The sequence below is a fragment of the Gordonia sp. UBA7599 genome, from assembly GCA_002477755.1.
Lineage (GTDB): Bacteria > Actinomycetota > Actinomycetes > Mycobacteriales > Mycobacteriaceae > Gordonia.
Genome location: DLKD01000081.1, coordinates 1 through 14622, shown reverse-complemented (window position 1 = coordinate 14622; position 14622 = coordinate 1). Strand labels below are relative to the sequence as shown.

Below are 14622 nucleotides of genomic sequence, written 5' to 3'. Positions count from 1 at the left end.
TTTTCGACCGGAGCCGACAGCTTGTCCCCCTCAGGGATCTGGAAAGCGGCAACGAGAGAGCGGTGGACGGCATCGATGATCGCGATCTCCTCGTCGACGGACCACTTGCGGCGGACTTCGATCAGCGCGTGAGGCATAGCGAGAAGCTACGTTCGCAGACGCGATCCCACAATCGCTTTTGGACTCGCTCGGTGCGTAACGGGGCTCGCTCGGCGTGGTTTCGGGCTCGGTCGGCGTGGTTTCGGGCTCGCTCGGTGCGTAACGGGGCTCGCTCGGCGTGGTTTCGGGCTCGCTCGGCGTGGTTTCGGGCTCGGTCGGCGTGGTTTCGGGCTCGCTCGGTCAAATAGCGAACCGCCGCGCCCTACGAGAGGACGCGGCGGTTCGGTAAAGCTCGATCGGTCAGTGCTTCTCCGGGCCCCAGTGGTATTCGAAGACCAGTCCGGCCGCGGTGACGACGATCATCCCGGCGGCGGCGAGCGCGAACCAGATGTTGCGCGTCGCGAAGCCGAGAGCGAACAGCGCGGCACCAGCGGCAATCAGGATCGGCCACCAACTGTGCGGGCTGAAGAAGCCCAGCTCACCGGCACCATCTTCGATCTCCGCCTCGTCATAGTCCTCCGGGCGGATCTCGACACGGCGAGCCACGAACCGGAAGTAGGTGCCGATGATGAGGGTCAGGCCACCCGAGAAGTAGAACGCCGTCGCACCGGCCCACTCAACACCCTTGGACGACATGGCGGTGAGCACCGTGTAGACGACCGCACCGATCAGGAAGAAGGCGGTCAGCAGCTCGAAGATTCGGGCTTCGATCTTCATCTAGGACACTCCCGTCGATCGCGGCGTGCAGTTGGGCAGTTTGGTATTCCAGGTGTCTCCGAGGTGCTTCGGAGTGTCCCCGCCAGTTGCGCGGCGGGTCTCGAACGGGACGGTGGTGACCGATACCGGCACCTGGCAGATCGCCTCGAGTGCCGCGGCGTTGGTCAGCCCCTGGTTCTCGCGGAGCGCGACGTAGCGGGCAAAGTCCTCGGCGCTCACCACGCGGATCTCGAAGTTCATCATCGCGTGGTAGGTGCCGCACATCTCCGCGCAGCGACCGACGAACGCGCCCGGACGCTCGATCTTCTCGATCTGGAACCGCGGATCGGTGTGGTTCTGCTTCGGGAAGGGCATGACATCACGCTTGTACAGGAACTCGGGCACCCAGAAGGAGTGCACGACGTCGGCCGCAGCGAGATTGAACTCAATGCGCTTGCCGACCGGCAGGACCAGGATCGGGATCTCGGTGGGAGTACCGAGAGTCTCGATCTTGGAGAACTTCAGGTAGTCGCGGATGTCGTCACTGCGGCCACCGGCGGGCAGCGGCAACTCGTGGCCGTGCTCGACCTCGCGCTGTGCCTGCAGGTCGAAGGGACTGCCCTGGACCGCGTAGTTCTTGTATGAGCCGTCGTCCTGGCGGATCTTGTCGTAGCCGAACTTCCAGTTCCATTGGAAGGCGGTGACATCGACGACGACATCGGGGTTGTCGGTCTTGCTCTCGACCTTGTTCTCGACAACGACCGTGAAGTAGAAGAGCACAGCGATCGCGAGGAACGGCAGCGTGATGAGCACGAGCTCGACGGGCATGTTGTAGGCCGTCTGCCGCGGGAACGAGTCCTGGCCGTCGCGGTGGCGGTGGAACGTGATCGTGATGAAGATCGCCATCCACACCATGAAGCCGACGATCAGCGACGCGATGACGGCCCACGTCCACAGGTGCCCCATGGTCTTGGCCTCGGGCGTCACGCCGGTGGGCCAGCCGAATCGGAGCACCTCGCGGGGCCCGCAACCGGTCATGACCAGCGTGGCGAGGCCCAACGCGACCACCAGGCCGAACCGCTTGACCTTCCGCGATGCGGTCGCGGCGCCGTGCGCCGAGGACCGTTCACCCTGTGTCAATTTCATGCCTTCCTGCTCACCCGGAGGCCTTGGGACCCGTGGTCCGGCAGCGCCCAAATTCCACGCAACATGACTGCAAGACAATTCTTGCATCTAGTACTACGCAGCGTAGACCAACCCGCCCAAACTGTTGCGATTGGGGCGGGTCGTATTGGGCGAGTCGGTGCTATCGGGCTTGCTACGGCATACTCGACTCGACGTTTTGATCGGCGGGGCGCATGTGCCGCCGCAGAAAGTGGGGCGAGAACACCGTGTGTGGATTGCTGGGTCTGCTGACCTCCGACGCATCGGCGGCCGACGCCGTCGACCTCGTCGCGTCGGCGTCGCATTGCATGCGGCACCGCGGACCCGACGAAGCGGGTACCTGGCACGACGCCGATCTCGTCGTCGGCTTCAACCGCCTGTCGATCATCGACATCGAGCATTCGCACCAACCGCTGCGCTGGGGGCCCGCGGAGGCACCCGACCGCTATGCCCTGGTCTTCAACGGCGAGATCTACAACTACGTCGAGCTCCGTGAGCAGCTGATCGCCGAGTTCGATGCCCCGATGCGCACCGAGGGTGACTCGGAGACCATCGTCGCGGCCTTCCACTACTGGGGCTCCGAGGCGGTGGAGCGGCTGCGCGGCATGTTCGCCTTCGCCATCTGGGATACGCAGACGCGAAACCTCTTCCTCGCCCGCGATCCGTTCGGCATCAAACCGCTGTTCCTTACCACCGGCCCGCGGGGCACGGCCTTTGGCAGCGAGAAGAAGAGCATCCTGGACCTCCTCGACCGGCTCGGGCTCGACGCCGAGCTGGACCACCGCGCTCTCGAGCACTACATCGAGCTGCAGTACGTCCCCGAGCCGGAGACACTGCACCGCAGCATCGGGCGCCTCGAGTCCGGGTGCTACGCCACCCTGTCCCCCGGTCAGCCGCCGGCCGTCACCCGCTACTTCAATCCGCGCTTCGACGTGCGACCGTTCACCGCCGACACCCGCCAGTCGCGAATCGACGAGATCACCGAGGTCCTGCGCGACTCGGTCGCCAAGCACATGCGTGCCGACGTCACCGTCGGCTCGTTCCTCTCCGGCGGAATCGATTCGACGTTGGTCGCCGCCCTGGCCCGCCAGCACAACCCCGACCTCATCACCATCACGACCGGCTTCGCGCGCGACGGATACTCCGAGATCGACGTCGCCGCCGAAACCGCCGAGGCGATCGGGGTGCGCCACGAGATCAAGGTCGTGAGCCCGCAGGAGTTCATCGACGCCATCCCCGAGATCGTGTGGTACCTCGACGACCCGGTCGCCGATCCGGCTCTGGTCCCCCTCTACTTCCTCGCCAAGGAGGCGCGCAAGCACGTCAAGGTCGTGCTCTCCGGCGAGGGCGCCGATGAGTTGTTCGGCGGCTACACCATCTACAGGGAGCCCCTGTCGCTGGCGGCCTTCGACAAGCTGCCGAAGTCTGCGCGACGCGCGGCCGGGCGCCTGTCCGACCGGATCCCCGAGGGCACCCGCGGAAAGAGCCTGCTGCACCGAGGTTCGATGTCGCTCGAGGAGCGCTACTACGGCAACGCCCGCAGCTTCGACGATGCCCGGCTGCAGCAAGTGCTGCGGGACTACCGCCCGGAGTGGACCCACACCGATGTCACCGCCCCCATCTACGCCGAATCGGTGGAGTGGGACCCGGTGGCCCGCATGCAGCACCTCGACCTGTTCACGTGGTTGCGCGGTGACATCCTGGTCAAGGCCGACAAGATGACCATGGCCAACTCCCTGGAACTGCGCGTCCCCTTCCTCGACAACGAGGTGTGGCGCGTCGCATCGGCGCTACCGGCCGACGAGAAGATCGCCCACGGCACCACCAAGTACGCGTTGCGCAGGGCGATCGAGGAGATCATCCCGGCGCACGTGCTGCACCGCCGCAAGTTGGGTTTCCCGGTGCCGATCCGCCTGTGGCTGGCGGAGACCGAGATGTACGACTGGGCGCACCAGGTCATCGAGAACTCGCAGGCCGATCACCTGATCAACAAGCAGTTCGTGCTGCAGATGCTGAACGAGCACCGCGACGGCGTCGTCGACAACAGCCGCCGCCTCTGGAACGTGCTGGTCTTCATGGTGTGGCACGGGATCTTCGTCGAGCAGTCGATCGTGCCGCTCATCGAGGACCACACTTACCCGGTGCGGCTCTGACCGCAGCGCCCCCTGGGCGCTGACCTACGCGAATAGCGCGGCGATCTCGGCTGCCGCTTGATCCCCGTACGCCCGCGCGAGGCGCTCCGCTGCAGCGGCGGTATCCCACGACCAGCCCTGAGTCGAATCGCATTCCAGGACCAGCGCGGCGACCATCGAGCCCAGCTGCGCGGCGCGTTCGAACGAGAGCCCGCCCTCGAGTGCGGAAAGGAATCCGGCCCGGAAGCCATCGCCGACACCGGTCGGGTCGACGGGGTTGTGCACCGGCACGACGTCGACGTGGATCGTCGCGCTGCCATCGGATGGCACGATGTCGACGCCCTTCTCGCTGAGCGTGGTGATCCGGACCCCGACCAGCTTGGCGACATCGTCGGCCGACAGACCGGTCTTCTGCTGCAGCAGGCCCCACTCGTACTCGTTGGTGAACAGGTACTTGGCGCCGACGATCAGCTCACGCGCGGTGTCGCCGTCGAGGCGGGCCAGCTGCTGGCTCGGGTCGGCCGCGAAGGCGATGCCGCCGTCGCGGCAGGCCTTGGTGTGGTTGACCATCGCGCCCGGGTCGTCGGCACCGATCAACACCAGGTCGGGGCGGCCGATCTCGTCGAGGACGGCGGCCAGGTCGATCTCGCTCGCCCGCGACATCGCGCCAGCATAGAAAGTGGCGAGCTGCGCGAGCGTCTCGTCGGTGGTGCACATGAACCGTGCCGTGTGTGCGGTGTCGAAGACTCGCACGCCGGCGCAGTCGACGCCGTGTTCGGTGAGCCAGGCGCGGTACTCGGCGAAATCCGAGCCGGCCGCGGCGACGAGCTTCGGCGCGCCACCGAGGGCCCCGATCGCGTAGGCGATGTTCCCGCCGACACCGCCGCGGCGGACGACGAGGTCCTCGACGAGGAAGCTCAGCGAGAGGTGTTCGAGCTGGTCGGCGAGCAACTGCTCGGAGAACTTGCCCGGGAACTTCATCAAATGGTCGGTCGCCAACGACCCGCACACCGCAATAGTCACGCGGGTCACGGTACCGAACGGCTGACCGGGGATACCAAAAGGGGCGGTGGACGCCTGTCGTGGCCGTCCACCGCCCCTCTCGGGTTGGGTCTGCTCAGTTGAACGAGTCGCCGCAGGCGCAGCTGCCCGTCGCATTGGGGTTGTCGATGGTGAACCCCTGCTTCTCGATGGAGTCGACGAAGTCGATGGTCGCGCCCTGCACGTACGGCGCGCTCATGCGGTCGACGGCCAGCCGGACGCCGCCGAAATCACTCACGACGTCCCCGTCGAGCGAGCGGTCGTCGAAGAAGAGCTGGTAGCGCAGCCCTGCGCAGCCACCCGGTTGCACGGCGATGCGCAGCGCCAGGTCGTCGCGGCCCTCCTGGTCGAGCAGCGCTTTGGCCTTGGCGGCCGCCGAGTCCGTGAGGATGACGCCGGTGTCGGCGCTGGTGTCGGTCTCGTTGGAAACGGTCATTGGATGACTCCCTTATCGTCAGGTCGCTCGTAACAACGGTACTCCATGCGTGGAAATTCCCGCGATCTGGCAATAGTCCCCCGCATGTGCCGCGGTACTACTCGACCACTGCGGCGACAAGAGCGGCCAGGGAGGCGAGAGAGGCCTCAGCGTCGTGCAGCGCTGCCTCGAGCCCCACGTGGTCGACGAGACTCTCGATGACGTCGAGACCCAACTCCTCGCGCAGGGCCCGGCCTGCTGGGACAGCGTCACCGACCAACGCAATCACCTGCGCGTGCGGTGGCGCGGCGGCGGCAACCCGGGCGACGACCTTTCCCCGCGGCGTCTGATCGTCGAGACGCCCCTCCCCGGTGATGACCACATCGGCGGCCTCCAGAGCCGCGCGCAACCCGGTGATCTGCGCGACCAGGTCGGCGCCGGACGCACGGTGCGCACCGAGGGACAGCAGGGCCGCGCCGATCCCGCCGGCCGCCCCGGCCCCTGGTTCAGCGGTGACCGCGCGCCCGGCAAACCGGTCGAGCTCGGCACCAATCCCTGCCAACCGCGCCGCCAGGATCTCAACGGTGGGCGGGTCCGCACCCTTCTGCGGCGCGAATACCGCGGCCGCGCCGGCGGGCCCGTTGAGGGGATTGTCGACATCGGTCGCGGCGACGACCTCCACCCCCGCCAGTGAGTGCGCCGCACCGCGGGGTCCGCCGAGTGCCTCGAGCAGGCCGGCACCACCGTCAGTGGTGGCCGAGCCGCCGAGCCCGACGACCAACCGACGCACCGGATCGGCCTCGACGACGGCGGCGATGAGTTCGCCGAGTCCGGTACTGCTCGCCCGCACTGCGCTGTCCACGGTGGGCACGCCCACAAGATGCAGTCCGCAAGCCTGTGCCGACTCGACGTAGGCGGTGTCCCCGTCGACGCGCCACCGCGCGGTCACCGGGTCACCGAGGGGACCGGCTACGGTCGTCGCGCGGACTACCCCGGTACCGGCAAGACAGTCGATGAATCCCGGCCCGCCGTCGGATTGCGGCGCAGCCACGACGATGTCGTGCGGCCGCGCCGACGACCAGCCGCGGGCAATCGCGGCAGCAGCCCCGGCCGCGGTCAGCGTCGTGCCGAAGCTGTCGGGTGCCACGACGACGCGCAGAGTCATGATCAGCCAGTGTAAATGGGCCCCTACCCGTCGCCCGGTCGTACAGCGACGACACGCTGACCGCGGGGGACGAGTGGGCCCCGGCCCCGCGCGGCCGCGTCGATCGCCTAGGCTCGCAAGGGTGAAAATGCCGTGGCAGCGCGACGCCGAGGACGCCGGCGCAGAGATCGTCGAGACCGACGTCGACGATGCAGTGAACTCCGAGTCCACCCGTCGATCCGGGTACACCGAGGGCAAGGGCCGACCGACGCCGAAGCGGCGTGACGCGGAGAAGAAGCGCGGTCCGGTCGCACCCCCGCCGATGACGCGCGCAGAGGCACGGGCACGGCGCAAAGAGATGCGCACCACCATGTCGAAGGAAGAGCAGAAGGAGGCGCGCGCCAAGCAGCGCGCACTGCGCAACGAGGTCCGCGAGCGCCGCATGGCCGGCGAGGAGGATTACCTCCTCCCCAAGGACCGCGGGCCGGTGCGCCGCTACGTGCGCAACATCGTCGACTCGCGGCGGAACTTCGCCGGGCTGTTCACGCCGCTGGCGCTCGTGTTCATCGTCCTCGTGTACGCGCTTCCGCAGTACTCAGCCCTGGTCAGCATCGCCCTGCTGCTGTTCGTCGTGATGGTCGTCGTCGATTGCGTGTACGTGGGGAAGATGGTCAACAAACGCGTCGCGGAACGCTTCCCCGATTCCACCGACGGCGGCTTCAAACTCGGGTGGTATGCGGCGTCGCGCACCCTGCAGATGCGCAAACTGCGAGTGCCCAAGCCACAGGTCGAGCGCGGCGAAGCGGTCTGACCGCCCATGCGAACACTGGTCCTGGGCGGCGTCCGGTCGGGGAAGTCTGCACACGCAGAGAGTCTGTTGGCCGGCCTGGGGACCGTCCGCTATGTGGCCACCGGACCGATCGCCGTCGACGACGATGAGTGGGCCGCACGTGTGGCCGAGCACCGAGCGCGCCGGGCCGAGGCGTACGAGACCGTTGAGACGACCGATGCTGCGGCGGCGCTGCGCGCGCGCCCCGACGTCGCGGCACTGGTCGACGACCTTGGCAACTGGGTCGCGGCCCTCGTGGACTGGGAGGGCCCGGCCGATGACACTGCGTTCGACGAGGCGCTGGCGCAACTGTGCGCGGCGCTGCGCGAACACCGCGCCGACATCGTCGTCGTCTCCCCTGAGGTGGGCCTCTCGGTTGTCCCCGAGACCAGTGCCGGGCGCCGTTTCCAGGACTTGATGGGACGGGTGAACCAAGCCGTCGCCGAAGCGGTCGACGAGACCGTTCTCCTCGTCGCAGGCCGCGTGGTCGCGCTCACCGATTCTCCGACACCGCGTGTGCAGACGGTCGCGGCCACTGGGGCGTCTGTCTTCCCTACCGACACTGCCGCGCCCGTAGACGAGGCTGTCGCCGCAGCCGTCGTCACCCCCGCGACCACCGTCGCATCACCGGTGACCGTCGACCCCACCGACGCGGAGGTCTTCGCGCCGATCGAGCCGCCGGACTCCGGTGCCGCCACCGCTGCGCGGATCCGCCAGACGACGCTGACCAAGCCCCCCGGGTCACTCGGCCGCCTCGAGGACCTCGGAAACTGGATCAGCGCCTGCCAGGGCACGTGTCCACCCAAGCCAATCACGTCGCCGACCGTTGTCGTGTTCGCCGGCGACCACGGCGTCGCCGGACCCGACACCGAGGGAGGCAGCGTCTCAGCCTTCCCGCAGGTGGTCACCGAGCAGATGGTGGCCAACTTCATCGCCGGCGGGGCCGCGGTCAATGTCCTGGCCCGACGCGCGGGCGCCGCGGTGCGCGTCGAGGACATCGCCGTCATCACCGACACCGCGCCTGCGGTGTCGCGGTACAAGGTCTGCCGCGGCAGCAACGACCTGCGAGTCACCGACGCGATCACGCTCGCCGAAGCCCGGCAGGCGGTTGCCGCCGGACGGGCCATCACCGACGAGCTGGTCGATTCCGGCGTCGACCTGCTTATCGCCGGTGACATGGGCATCGGGAACACCACTCCCGCCGCGATCCTCGTCGGACTGCTGGCCCACGACGAACCGGTCGTCGTGGTCGGGCGCGGCACCGGGATCGACGATGCGGGGTGGATCCGCAAGACCGCCGCCATCCGCGACGGTATGTGGCGCGGTCGCCACCTCGTCGACGATCCGCTGTCGCTGGTGGCCGCGGTCGGCGGCGCCGATTTCGCCGCCATGGCCGGATTCCTCGCCCAGGCGGCCGTGCGGCGCACACCGGTCATCCTCGACGGCGTCGTGGTGACCGCTGCGGCACTGGTTGCCGATGAGTTGGCGCCGGGTGCCGTCGATTGGTGGCGCGCCGGTCACATGTCGACCGAGCCCGCACATGCAATCGCGTTGCGCCGCCTCGGGCTGACACCGCTGCTCGAACTGGACATGCGCCTCGGTGAGGCCAGCGGCGCCCTCGCCGCCCTCCCCCTGGTCACAGTGGCTACCGACATCCTCGCGACGATGGCCACCTTCGGCGAGGCAGGGGTCAGTGACGCCTGACACCCTGCGGCTGGCCCTGTCGTGGCTCACCGTGGCACCGGTCGGCGAGCCGCGCACCGAGATCGACCGGCAAGCAGGCGGCGCGGTGATCACGGCGGTGCCCCTGGTGGGCGTCCTGCTCGGCGGTCTGGCCGCTGCCGCGGCCTTCGGGTTGTCGCACACCCGTGCCACCGATCTGATGATCGGGGTGCTGGTCATCGCACTGCTGGCACTTCTGACCCGCGGTATGCACCTCGACGGCCTGGCCGACACCGCCGACGGCCTCGGCTGCTACGGCGATCCACAACGGGTCCGAGAGGTCATGCGCGACGGATCGGCCGGCCCGTTCGGCGTAGCCGCCCTGGTTGTGGTCATCCTGATCGGCACGGTGTCGGTGGCCGCGCTGGTCGCCGAGAATTCCTGGTACGCGATCGCGTTCGCCGTCGCGGTGAGCCGCGTCGCCGCGGTGATCGGGTGCCGCGCAGGATTGGCACCCGCCGATACCACCGGCTTCGGTGCCCTCGTCGCGGGCACGCAGCGCTGGGCCATCCCGGTGTGGATCGTGGTAGCCGCAGCGGCGGCCTATCCGCTCGGGTGGCATGGGTACGCCGCAATCGGCGTCGTAGTCGTCGGCGCGTGGGCGTTCACCGCGCACTGCGCGCGCCGGATCGGCGGGATTACCGGTGACGTCCTGGGTGCGGCGATCGAACTGGCGGGTATCGCCGCACTGCTCGCACTGACCCTCTGAGTCTCGTGCCAACCGGATGAGACCGGCGGCTACGCCGGTGTGACCGCCTCGACCGGAGCCGGGTACAGCTCGGTCATCCAGCCGTGGGTATCGGCGAACGTGCCGCGCTGGATGCCGGTCAGGGTGTCGCGCATCGCCATGGTGACCTCGCCGGGCTCCCCGTTTCCGATCAGATAGTCCTCGGACTCGCCGCGCACACGCCCGACCGGCGTGATGACCGCCGCGGTACCGCAGGCGAAGACCTCGGTGACCGCGCCGTCGGCGACACCGGTTTTCAGTTCGTCGATGCTGATGCGCCGCTCTTCGACGGCGAACCCGGCATCCAGAGCCAGCTGCAACAACGAGTCACGGGTGATGCCTGGTAGCAACGACCCGGTGAGCTCGGGGGTCACCAGGCGCGCGTCGGCGCCGGAGCCGAAGACGAAGAACAGGTTCATCCCGCCCATCTCCTCGATATAGCGGCGCTCCGCAGCGTCGAGCCAGACGACCTGGTCGCAACCGTGCTCGGTCGCCTGCGCTTGGGCGACAAAGGCGGCCGCATAGTTGCCGCCACACTTGGCAAACCCGGTGCCGCCGGGGGCAGCGCGGACGTATTCGCGCGAGAGCCAGACCGTGACGGGTCGGATCCCGCCGGAGAAGTACGGTCCGGCCGGCGAGGCGATCACCGCGTAGCGGTACTCCCCCGACGGCGCGTTGACGCCGAGCCCGGCCTGCGACGCGAACATGAAGGGGCGCAGGTACAGCGCCGCTTCGCCGCCGGCCTCCGGCACCCAGCCGTGGTCGAAGGCGAGAAGCTCGCGCAGCGAATTGATGAAGTCCTCGGTCGGCAGCGGCGGCATCGCCAGCCGCTCCGCGGAGCGCTGCAACCGTTCGGCATTCGCGGTGGGACGGAACGCGGCGATCGAGCCATCCGGCTGCCGGTAGGCCTTGAGGCCCTCGAAGACCTCCTGCCCGTAGTGCAGGACCATCGCCGACGGGTCCAGTGCGATCGGTCCGTACGGCTTGACCTGCGCATTGTGCCAGCCGCGCTCGCGGTCGTAGTCCACCATCACCATGTGGTCGGTGAAGTACTTGCCGAATCCGGGCGCCTCGTGGATCTCGGCGACTCGGGACGCGGGCACGGCGTGCGGATGCAGCGTACGGGTGAACTCCAAGGTCATGGACCAAGGGTACCGGTCGGCCGCAAGCGGATTGTCACCCGCTCGGGGCTGCTCAGACGTGCGATTCGACGAAGGGCGGCAGGACCACTTCGCAGGGCAGCGCGCGCCCGCGGACGTCGACGACGACGGTGTCGCCCTTCGTCACACCCGACGCGGTGTCGAGCAACGCCAGGGCGATACCGACCTGTGCGGTGGGCGAGAAGGTGCCCGATGTGCAGACCCCGATCTGCTCGCCACCCTCCGAACCCAGTACTGCACAACCCTCGCGCGGAATGCCGCGTCCGGTCGCGCGCAGGCCGTACAGGCGTCGGACCGGCCCGTCGGCCTTCTCTGCGACCAACGCGTCGCGGCCGAAGAATGCGGGCTTGTCCCACCCGACGGCCCATCCGGTGCGCGCCTGGTTGGGGGTGATCTCGGTGCTCAGCTCATGTCCGTGCAGCGCGTAGCCCATCTCGGTGCGCAACGTGTCGCGGGCCCCGAGACCGGCTGGCAGCCCATCGCGGGCGGTGACCTCGGCGAGTAGCGCCGCGAATACCGCCGGGGTGTCGGCCCAGCGAGGCAGCACCTCGTACCCGTGCTCACCGGTGTAGCCGGTGCGGCACACACGGACCGGATACGACTCCCTGTCGACGACCAGCTCCGCATCGGCGTACGCCATGTACTCCATGTCGGTGGGCAGGTTCAGCGCCGCCAACACTTCCGCCGAGCGCGGCCCCTGCACGGCCAGCACGCCGTAGTCGCGGTGTTGGTCGGTGATCTCGATCCCCGCGGGCGCGACCGCCTGCAGGGCGGCCACAACCGTGGCCGTGTTGGCCGCATTGGGGACGAGGAAGACCTCGTCGTCGGAGACGAGGTAGGCGATCAGATCGTCGACGACGCCACCCGTCTCGCTGCAGCACATCGTGTACTGCGCCTTGCCCGGGGCGATCTTGCCCAGGTCGTTGCTCAATGTCGCGTTGCAGAACTGCGCCGCACCGGGCCCCGCGACCAACGCCTTCCCGAGGTGGCTGACGTCGAAAATGCCCACGGCGTTGCGCACCGCATTGTGTTCGGCGACGGTGCCGGAGTACGACACCGGCATGTTCCAACCGCCGAAAGCGGCGAACGTCGCCCCCAATTCGCGGTGCTGCTCGGTCAGGGGTCCGTCAAGGAGGTCGGTGGTGTCGGCCATGCAGCAAAGACTAGCCCCAGCGCGACACCGGATCTGTGGCAGAGTTGATCGACGTGAGCAACTCTGACACCGCCGACCGGGTCCGCGGCCCGGAATTCGAACTCGCCACCTCCATCGCCCGCGTCGACACCGCGCTCCTCATCGGGCTCAACCAGGGCGACGGCGAAGTGCCGACGCTCGTGATCGGCGACGGAATCGTCGACGATGCGCTTGCAGAGGCTCTCGAGACCGGGCTCGTCGCACTCGGTGCAACGGGCAAACACGGCGAGATCACCCGAATCCCTGCGCCGAGCGGACTCGGCGTCGACATCGTCGTCGCCGTCGGCCTGGGCGCACTTGAGGACTCCGGCGCCGCCGATGCCGGCGAGACCGACGCACACAGCGCCGCCGCGGAATCGCTGCGGCAGGCCGCCGGGATCGCGGCCCGCGAGTTGAAGGGCCATGCCACAGTCGCGACGACGTTGTCGTCACTGGCCATCGGGCCGGTCGTCGAAGGCCTGTTCCTCGGTGCCTACCGGTTCGAGCTGTTCCGCTCCGATTCCGGCGACTCGAAGAAGTCCGACGCGGTCGCGGTGCCGACCAAGGTGCACCTCCTGGTGGAGACCCGCAACGCCGACGCCAAGGCTGAGCTCGCACATGCGGTGGCCGTCGCCGACTCCGTCGCGATCGCCCGGGATTTCGTCAACACCCCGCCCAGCCACCTCTACCCAGAGGAGTTCGCGGCACGCGCGGCCGCATTGGGACGCAAGTACGGCCTCTCCGTCGAAGTCCTCGACGACATCGCACTGGAGCAGCAGGGCTACGGCGGAATCATCGGGGTGGGCAAGGGCAGTTCCCGCAAACCGCGACTGGTCCGCTTGGCGCACACCGGCGCCAAGGACGCCAAGTCGGTAGCCCTCGTCGGGAAGGGCATCACCTTCGATACCGGTGGTATCTCGATCAAGCCGGCGGCCGGCATGGACCTGATGACGTCGGACATGGGCGGCGCGGCCGCGGTCATCGCGACGACGATCGCCGCGGCGCGTCTGGGCGTCGGGGTATCCGTTACGGCTACCGTGCCCATGGCCGAGAACATGCCGTCGAGCACCGCCCAGCGCCCCGGCGACGTGCTGACGCAGTACGGCGGCAAGACCATCGAAGTCCTCAACACCGACGCCGAGGGCCGTCTGATCCTGGCCGACGCCATCGTCCGGGCACTCGAGGACGACCCCGACTACCTCATCGACACTGCCACCCTGACCGGCGCGCAAATGGTCGCCCTGGGCACCCGGACGCCCGGCGTGATGGGCACGCGGGAGTTCCGCGACCTCGTCGCGGAACGCTCACGCGCCGTGGGCGAGAACGGCTGGGCGATGCCGCTGCCCACAGAACTGCGCGCCGACCTCAGCTCACGCGTGGCCGACATGGCGAACGTGACCGCGCACAAGTACGGCGGGATGCTGTCGGCCGCGACCTACCTCAAGGAGTTCGTCCCCGCCGGTCAGGCTTGGGTGCACGTCGATATCGCCGGGCCGGCGTTCAATTCCGGTGGCCCGTGGGGATACACCCCCAAGGGCGGGACCGGAGTGCCCGTGCGGAGTCTGATCGCAGTGATCGAGCGCATCGCCGAGACCGGGTAGACCCACGCCTGTAGGGTTAGACCGGCGGGCTCATCATCCCTGTCCGCACCGCCCCGGCGAACGCCCCACCAACCGCGTCCGACCAGCGATAACCACTATTTCGAGGAGCGACAAGCAATGGCCTTCTCCGTCCAGATGCCCGCGTTGGGTGAAAGCGTCACCGAAGGAACCGTCACCCGGTGGCTGAAGGCGGAGGGCGACACCGTCGCCGTAGACGAGCCGCTGCTGGAAGTCTCCACCGACAAGGTCGACACCGAGATCCCCTCGCCGGTGGCGGGGGTGCTCGAGGAGATCTTGGTTCAGGAGGACGACACGGTCCCAGTCGGTGCCGATCTCGCGGTCATCGGTGACGGTTCCGGTGGCGGCGACCAGGAGCAGGCTCCAGCGGCCGAGGAGGAGCCCGCCGAAGCACCGGCGGACAACTCGGGCCAAAGCGGTGACGGCGACGCGATCGACGACGCCCAGGACGCGAACGAGGTCGCGCAGGCCGGGGACCAGGGCGGCCAGGAACCGGCCCAGCCCTCGACCGAGGCGGCTCCCCCGCAGCAGGCAACGGCCGACACCGGCTCCGGCGACGGCGAGGTCAGCGGGGGCACGACGGTGACGATGCCCGCGCTCGGCGAGTCGGTCACCGAGGGCACCATCACACGGTGGCTCAAGGCCGAGGGCGACGATGTCGCCGTCGACGAGCCACTCCTTGAGGTCTCGACCGACAAGGTCG

14 protein-coding genes are annotated in these 14622 nt (G+C 68.5%); 6 read left to right on the top strand and 8 right to left on the bottom strand.

The annotated features are described in order from the left end of the window. Window positions 1–121: 121 nt before the first annotated feature. From B4L26_RS19085 to B4L26_RS09820, 3 genes are read right to left on the bottom strand one after another with little or no spacing between them, the layout of a single operon-like run. Window positions 122–343, bottom strand: a complete 222-nt coding sequence (locus tag B4L26_RS19085) for an alanine-zipper protein (RefSeq protein ID WP_409563424.1) — start codon at window positions 341–343, stop codon at window positions 122–124. Window positions 344–399: 56 nt separating this feature from the next. After that, window positions 400–816, bottom strand: a complete 417-nt coding sequence (locus B4L26_RS09825; protein WP_290718468.1) for a cytochrome c oxidase subunit 4 — start codon at window positions 814–816, stop codon at window positions 400–402. Further along, window positions 817–1941, bottom strand: a complete 1125-nt coding sequence (locus tag B4L26_RS09820) for a cytochrome c oxidase subunit II (RefSeq protein ID WP_290718466.1) — start codon at window positions 1939–1941, stop codon at window positions 817–819. It lies immediately after the preceding gene. A gap of 245 nt (window positions 1942–2186) precedes the next feature. On the opposite strand from B4L26_RS09820, the gene asnB reads away from it, so the two are divergent. After that, a complete protein-coding gene (asnB, locus tag B4L26_RS09815) occupies window positions 2187–4112 on the top strand; it encodes an asparagine synthase (glutamine-hydrolyzing) (RefSeq protein ID WP_290718470.1) in 1926 nt (641 codons plus the stop codon). Between the two features lie 24 nt (window positions 4113–4136). On the opposite strand, the gene B4L26_RS09810 is transcribed toward asnB, so the two are convergent. The 3 genes from B4L26_RS09810 to B4L26_RS09800 form a co-directional block, all read right to left on the bottom strand. Next, window positions 4137–5114, bottom strand: a complete 978-nt coding sequence (locus B4L26_RS09810) for a carbohydrate kinase family protein (protein ID WP_290718464.1) — start codon at window positions 5112–5114, stop codon at window positions 4137–4139. Between the two features lie 94 nt (window positions 5115–5208). Further along, window positions 5209–5568 (bottom strand): HesB/IscA family protein, encoded by a 360-nt coding sequence (locus B4L26_RS09805; protein WP_290718462.1) that lies wholly within the window; start codon window positions 5566–5568, stop codon window positions 5209–5211. A 97-nt stretch (window positions 5569–5665) separates the two neighbouring features. Then, window positions 5666–6712 carry a glycerate kinase gene (locus B4L26_RS09800; RefSeq protein WP_290718460.1) on the bottom strand — a complete coding sequence of 349 codons (1047 nt, stop codon included), beginning with the start codon at window positions 6710–6712 and terminating at the stop codon, window positions 5666–5668. A 121-nt stretch (window positions 6713–6833) separates the two neighbouring features. Here B4L26_RS09800 and B4L26_RS09795 point away from each other — a divergent pair, with 121 nt between their 5' ends. From B4L26_RS09795 to cobS, 3 genes are read left to right on the top strand one after another with little or no spacing between them, the layout of a single operon-like run. Further along, window positions 6834–7502 carry a DUF3043 domain-containing protein gene (locus tag B4L26_RS09795; RefSeq protein ID WP_290718458.1) on the top strand — a complete coding sequence of 223 codons (669 nt, stop codon included), beginning with the start codon at window positions 6834–6836 and terminating at the stop codon, window positions 7500–7502. Window positions 7503–7508: 6 nt separating this feature from the next. Then, window positions 7509–9224, top strand: coding sequence for a nicotinate-nucleotide--dimethylbenzimidazole phosphoribosyltransferase (cobT, locus tag B4L26_RS09790; RefSeq protein WP_290718456.1), 1716 nt, complete (start codon window positions 7509–7511; stop codon window positions 9222–9224). Continuing rightward, window positions 9214–9951, top strand: coding sequence for an adenosylcobinamide-GDP ribazoletransferase (gene cobS, locus B4L26_RS09785; protein ID WP_290718454.1), 738 nt, complete (start codon window positions 9214–9216; stop codon window positions 9949–9951). The genes cobT and cobS overlap by 11 nt, the downstream gene beginning before the upstream one ends. Window positions 9952–9980: 29 nt before the next feature. On the opposite strand, the gene B4L26_RS09780 is transcribed toward cobS, so the two are convergent. Then, window positions 9981–11111 (bottom strand): branched-chain amino acid aminotransferase, encoded by a 1131-nt coding sequence (locus B4L26_RS09780; RefSeq protein WP_290718451.1) that lies wholly within the window; start codon window positions 11109–11111, stop codon window positions 9981–9983. 52 nt (window positions 11112–11163) lie between these two features. Next, window positions 11164–12282, bottom strand: a complete 1119-nt coding sequence (gene gcvT, locus B4L26_RS09775) for a glycine cleavage system aminomethyltransferase GcvT (protein WP_290718449.1) — start codon at window positions 12280–12282, stop codon at window positions 11164–11166. A 53-nt stretch (window positions 12283–12335) separates the two neighbouring features. Between gcvT and B4L26_RS09770 the strand changes: the two genes are divergently transcribed. After that, the gene (locus tag B4L26_RS09770) at window positions 12336–13901 is read left to right on the top strand and encodes a leucyl aminopeptidase (protein ID WP_290718446.1); all 1566 of its coding nucleotides are present in this window, start codon (window positions 12336–12338) and stop codon (window positions 13899–13901) included. Between the two features lie 117 nt (window positions 13902–14018). Then, the coding region (locus B4L26_RS09765) for a biotin/lipoyl-containing protein (protein WP_290718444.1) at window positions 14019–14622 on the top strand (604 nt) is incomplete at its 3' end.

What these genes read in the sequence shown, in the direction of transcription:
- B4L26_RS09825 (WP_290718468.1), bottom strand. Translation starts at nt 816, where the DNA reads ATGAAGATCGAAGCCCGAATCTTCGAGCTGCTGACCGCCTTCTTCCTG.
- B4L26_RS09820 (WP_290718466.1), bottom strand. Translation starts at nt 1,941, where the DNA reads ATGAAATTGACACAGGGTGAACGGTCCTCGGCGCACGGCGCCGCGACC.
- B4L26_RS09800 (WP_290718460.1), bottom strand. Translation starts at nt 6,712, where the DNA reads ATGACTCTGCGCGTCGTCGTGGCACCCGACAGCTTCGGCACGACGCTG.
- B4L26_RS09780 (WP_290718451.1), bottom strand. Translation starts at nt 11,111, where the DNA reads ATGACCTTGGAGTTCACCCGTACGCTGCATCCGCACGCCGTGCCCGCG.
- B4L26_RS09805 (WP_290718462.1), bottom strand. Translation starts at nt 5,568, where the DNA reads ATGACCGTTTCCAACGAGACCGACACCAGCGCCGACACCGGCGTCATC.
- cobT (WP_290718456.1), top strand. Translation starts at nt 7,509, where the DNA reads ATGCGAACACTGGTCCTGGGCGGCGTCCGGTCGGGGAAGTCTGCACAC.
- gcvT (WP_290718449.1), bottom strand. Translation starts at nt 12,282, where the DNA reads ATGGCCGACACCACCGACCTCCTTGACGGACCCCTGACCGAGCAGCAC.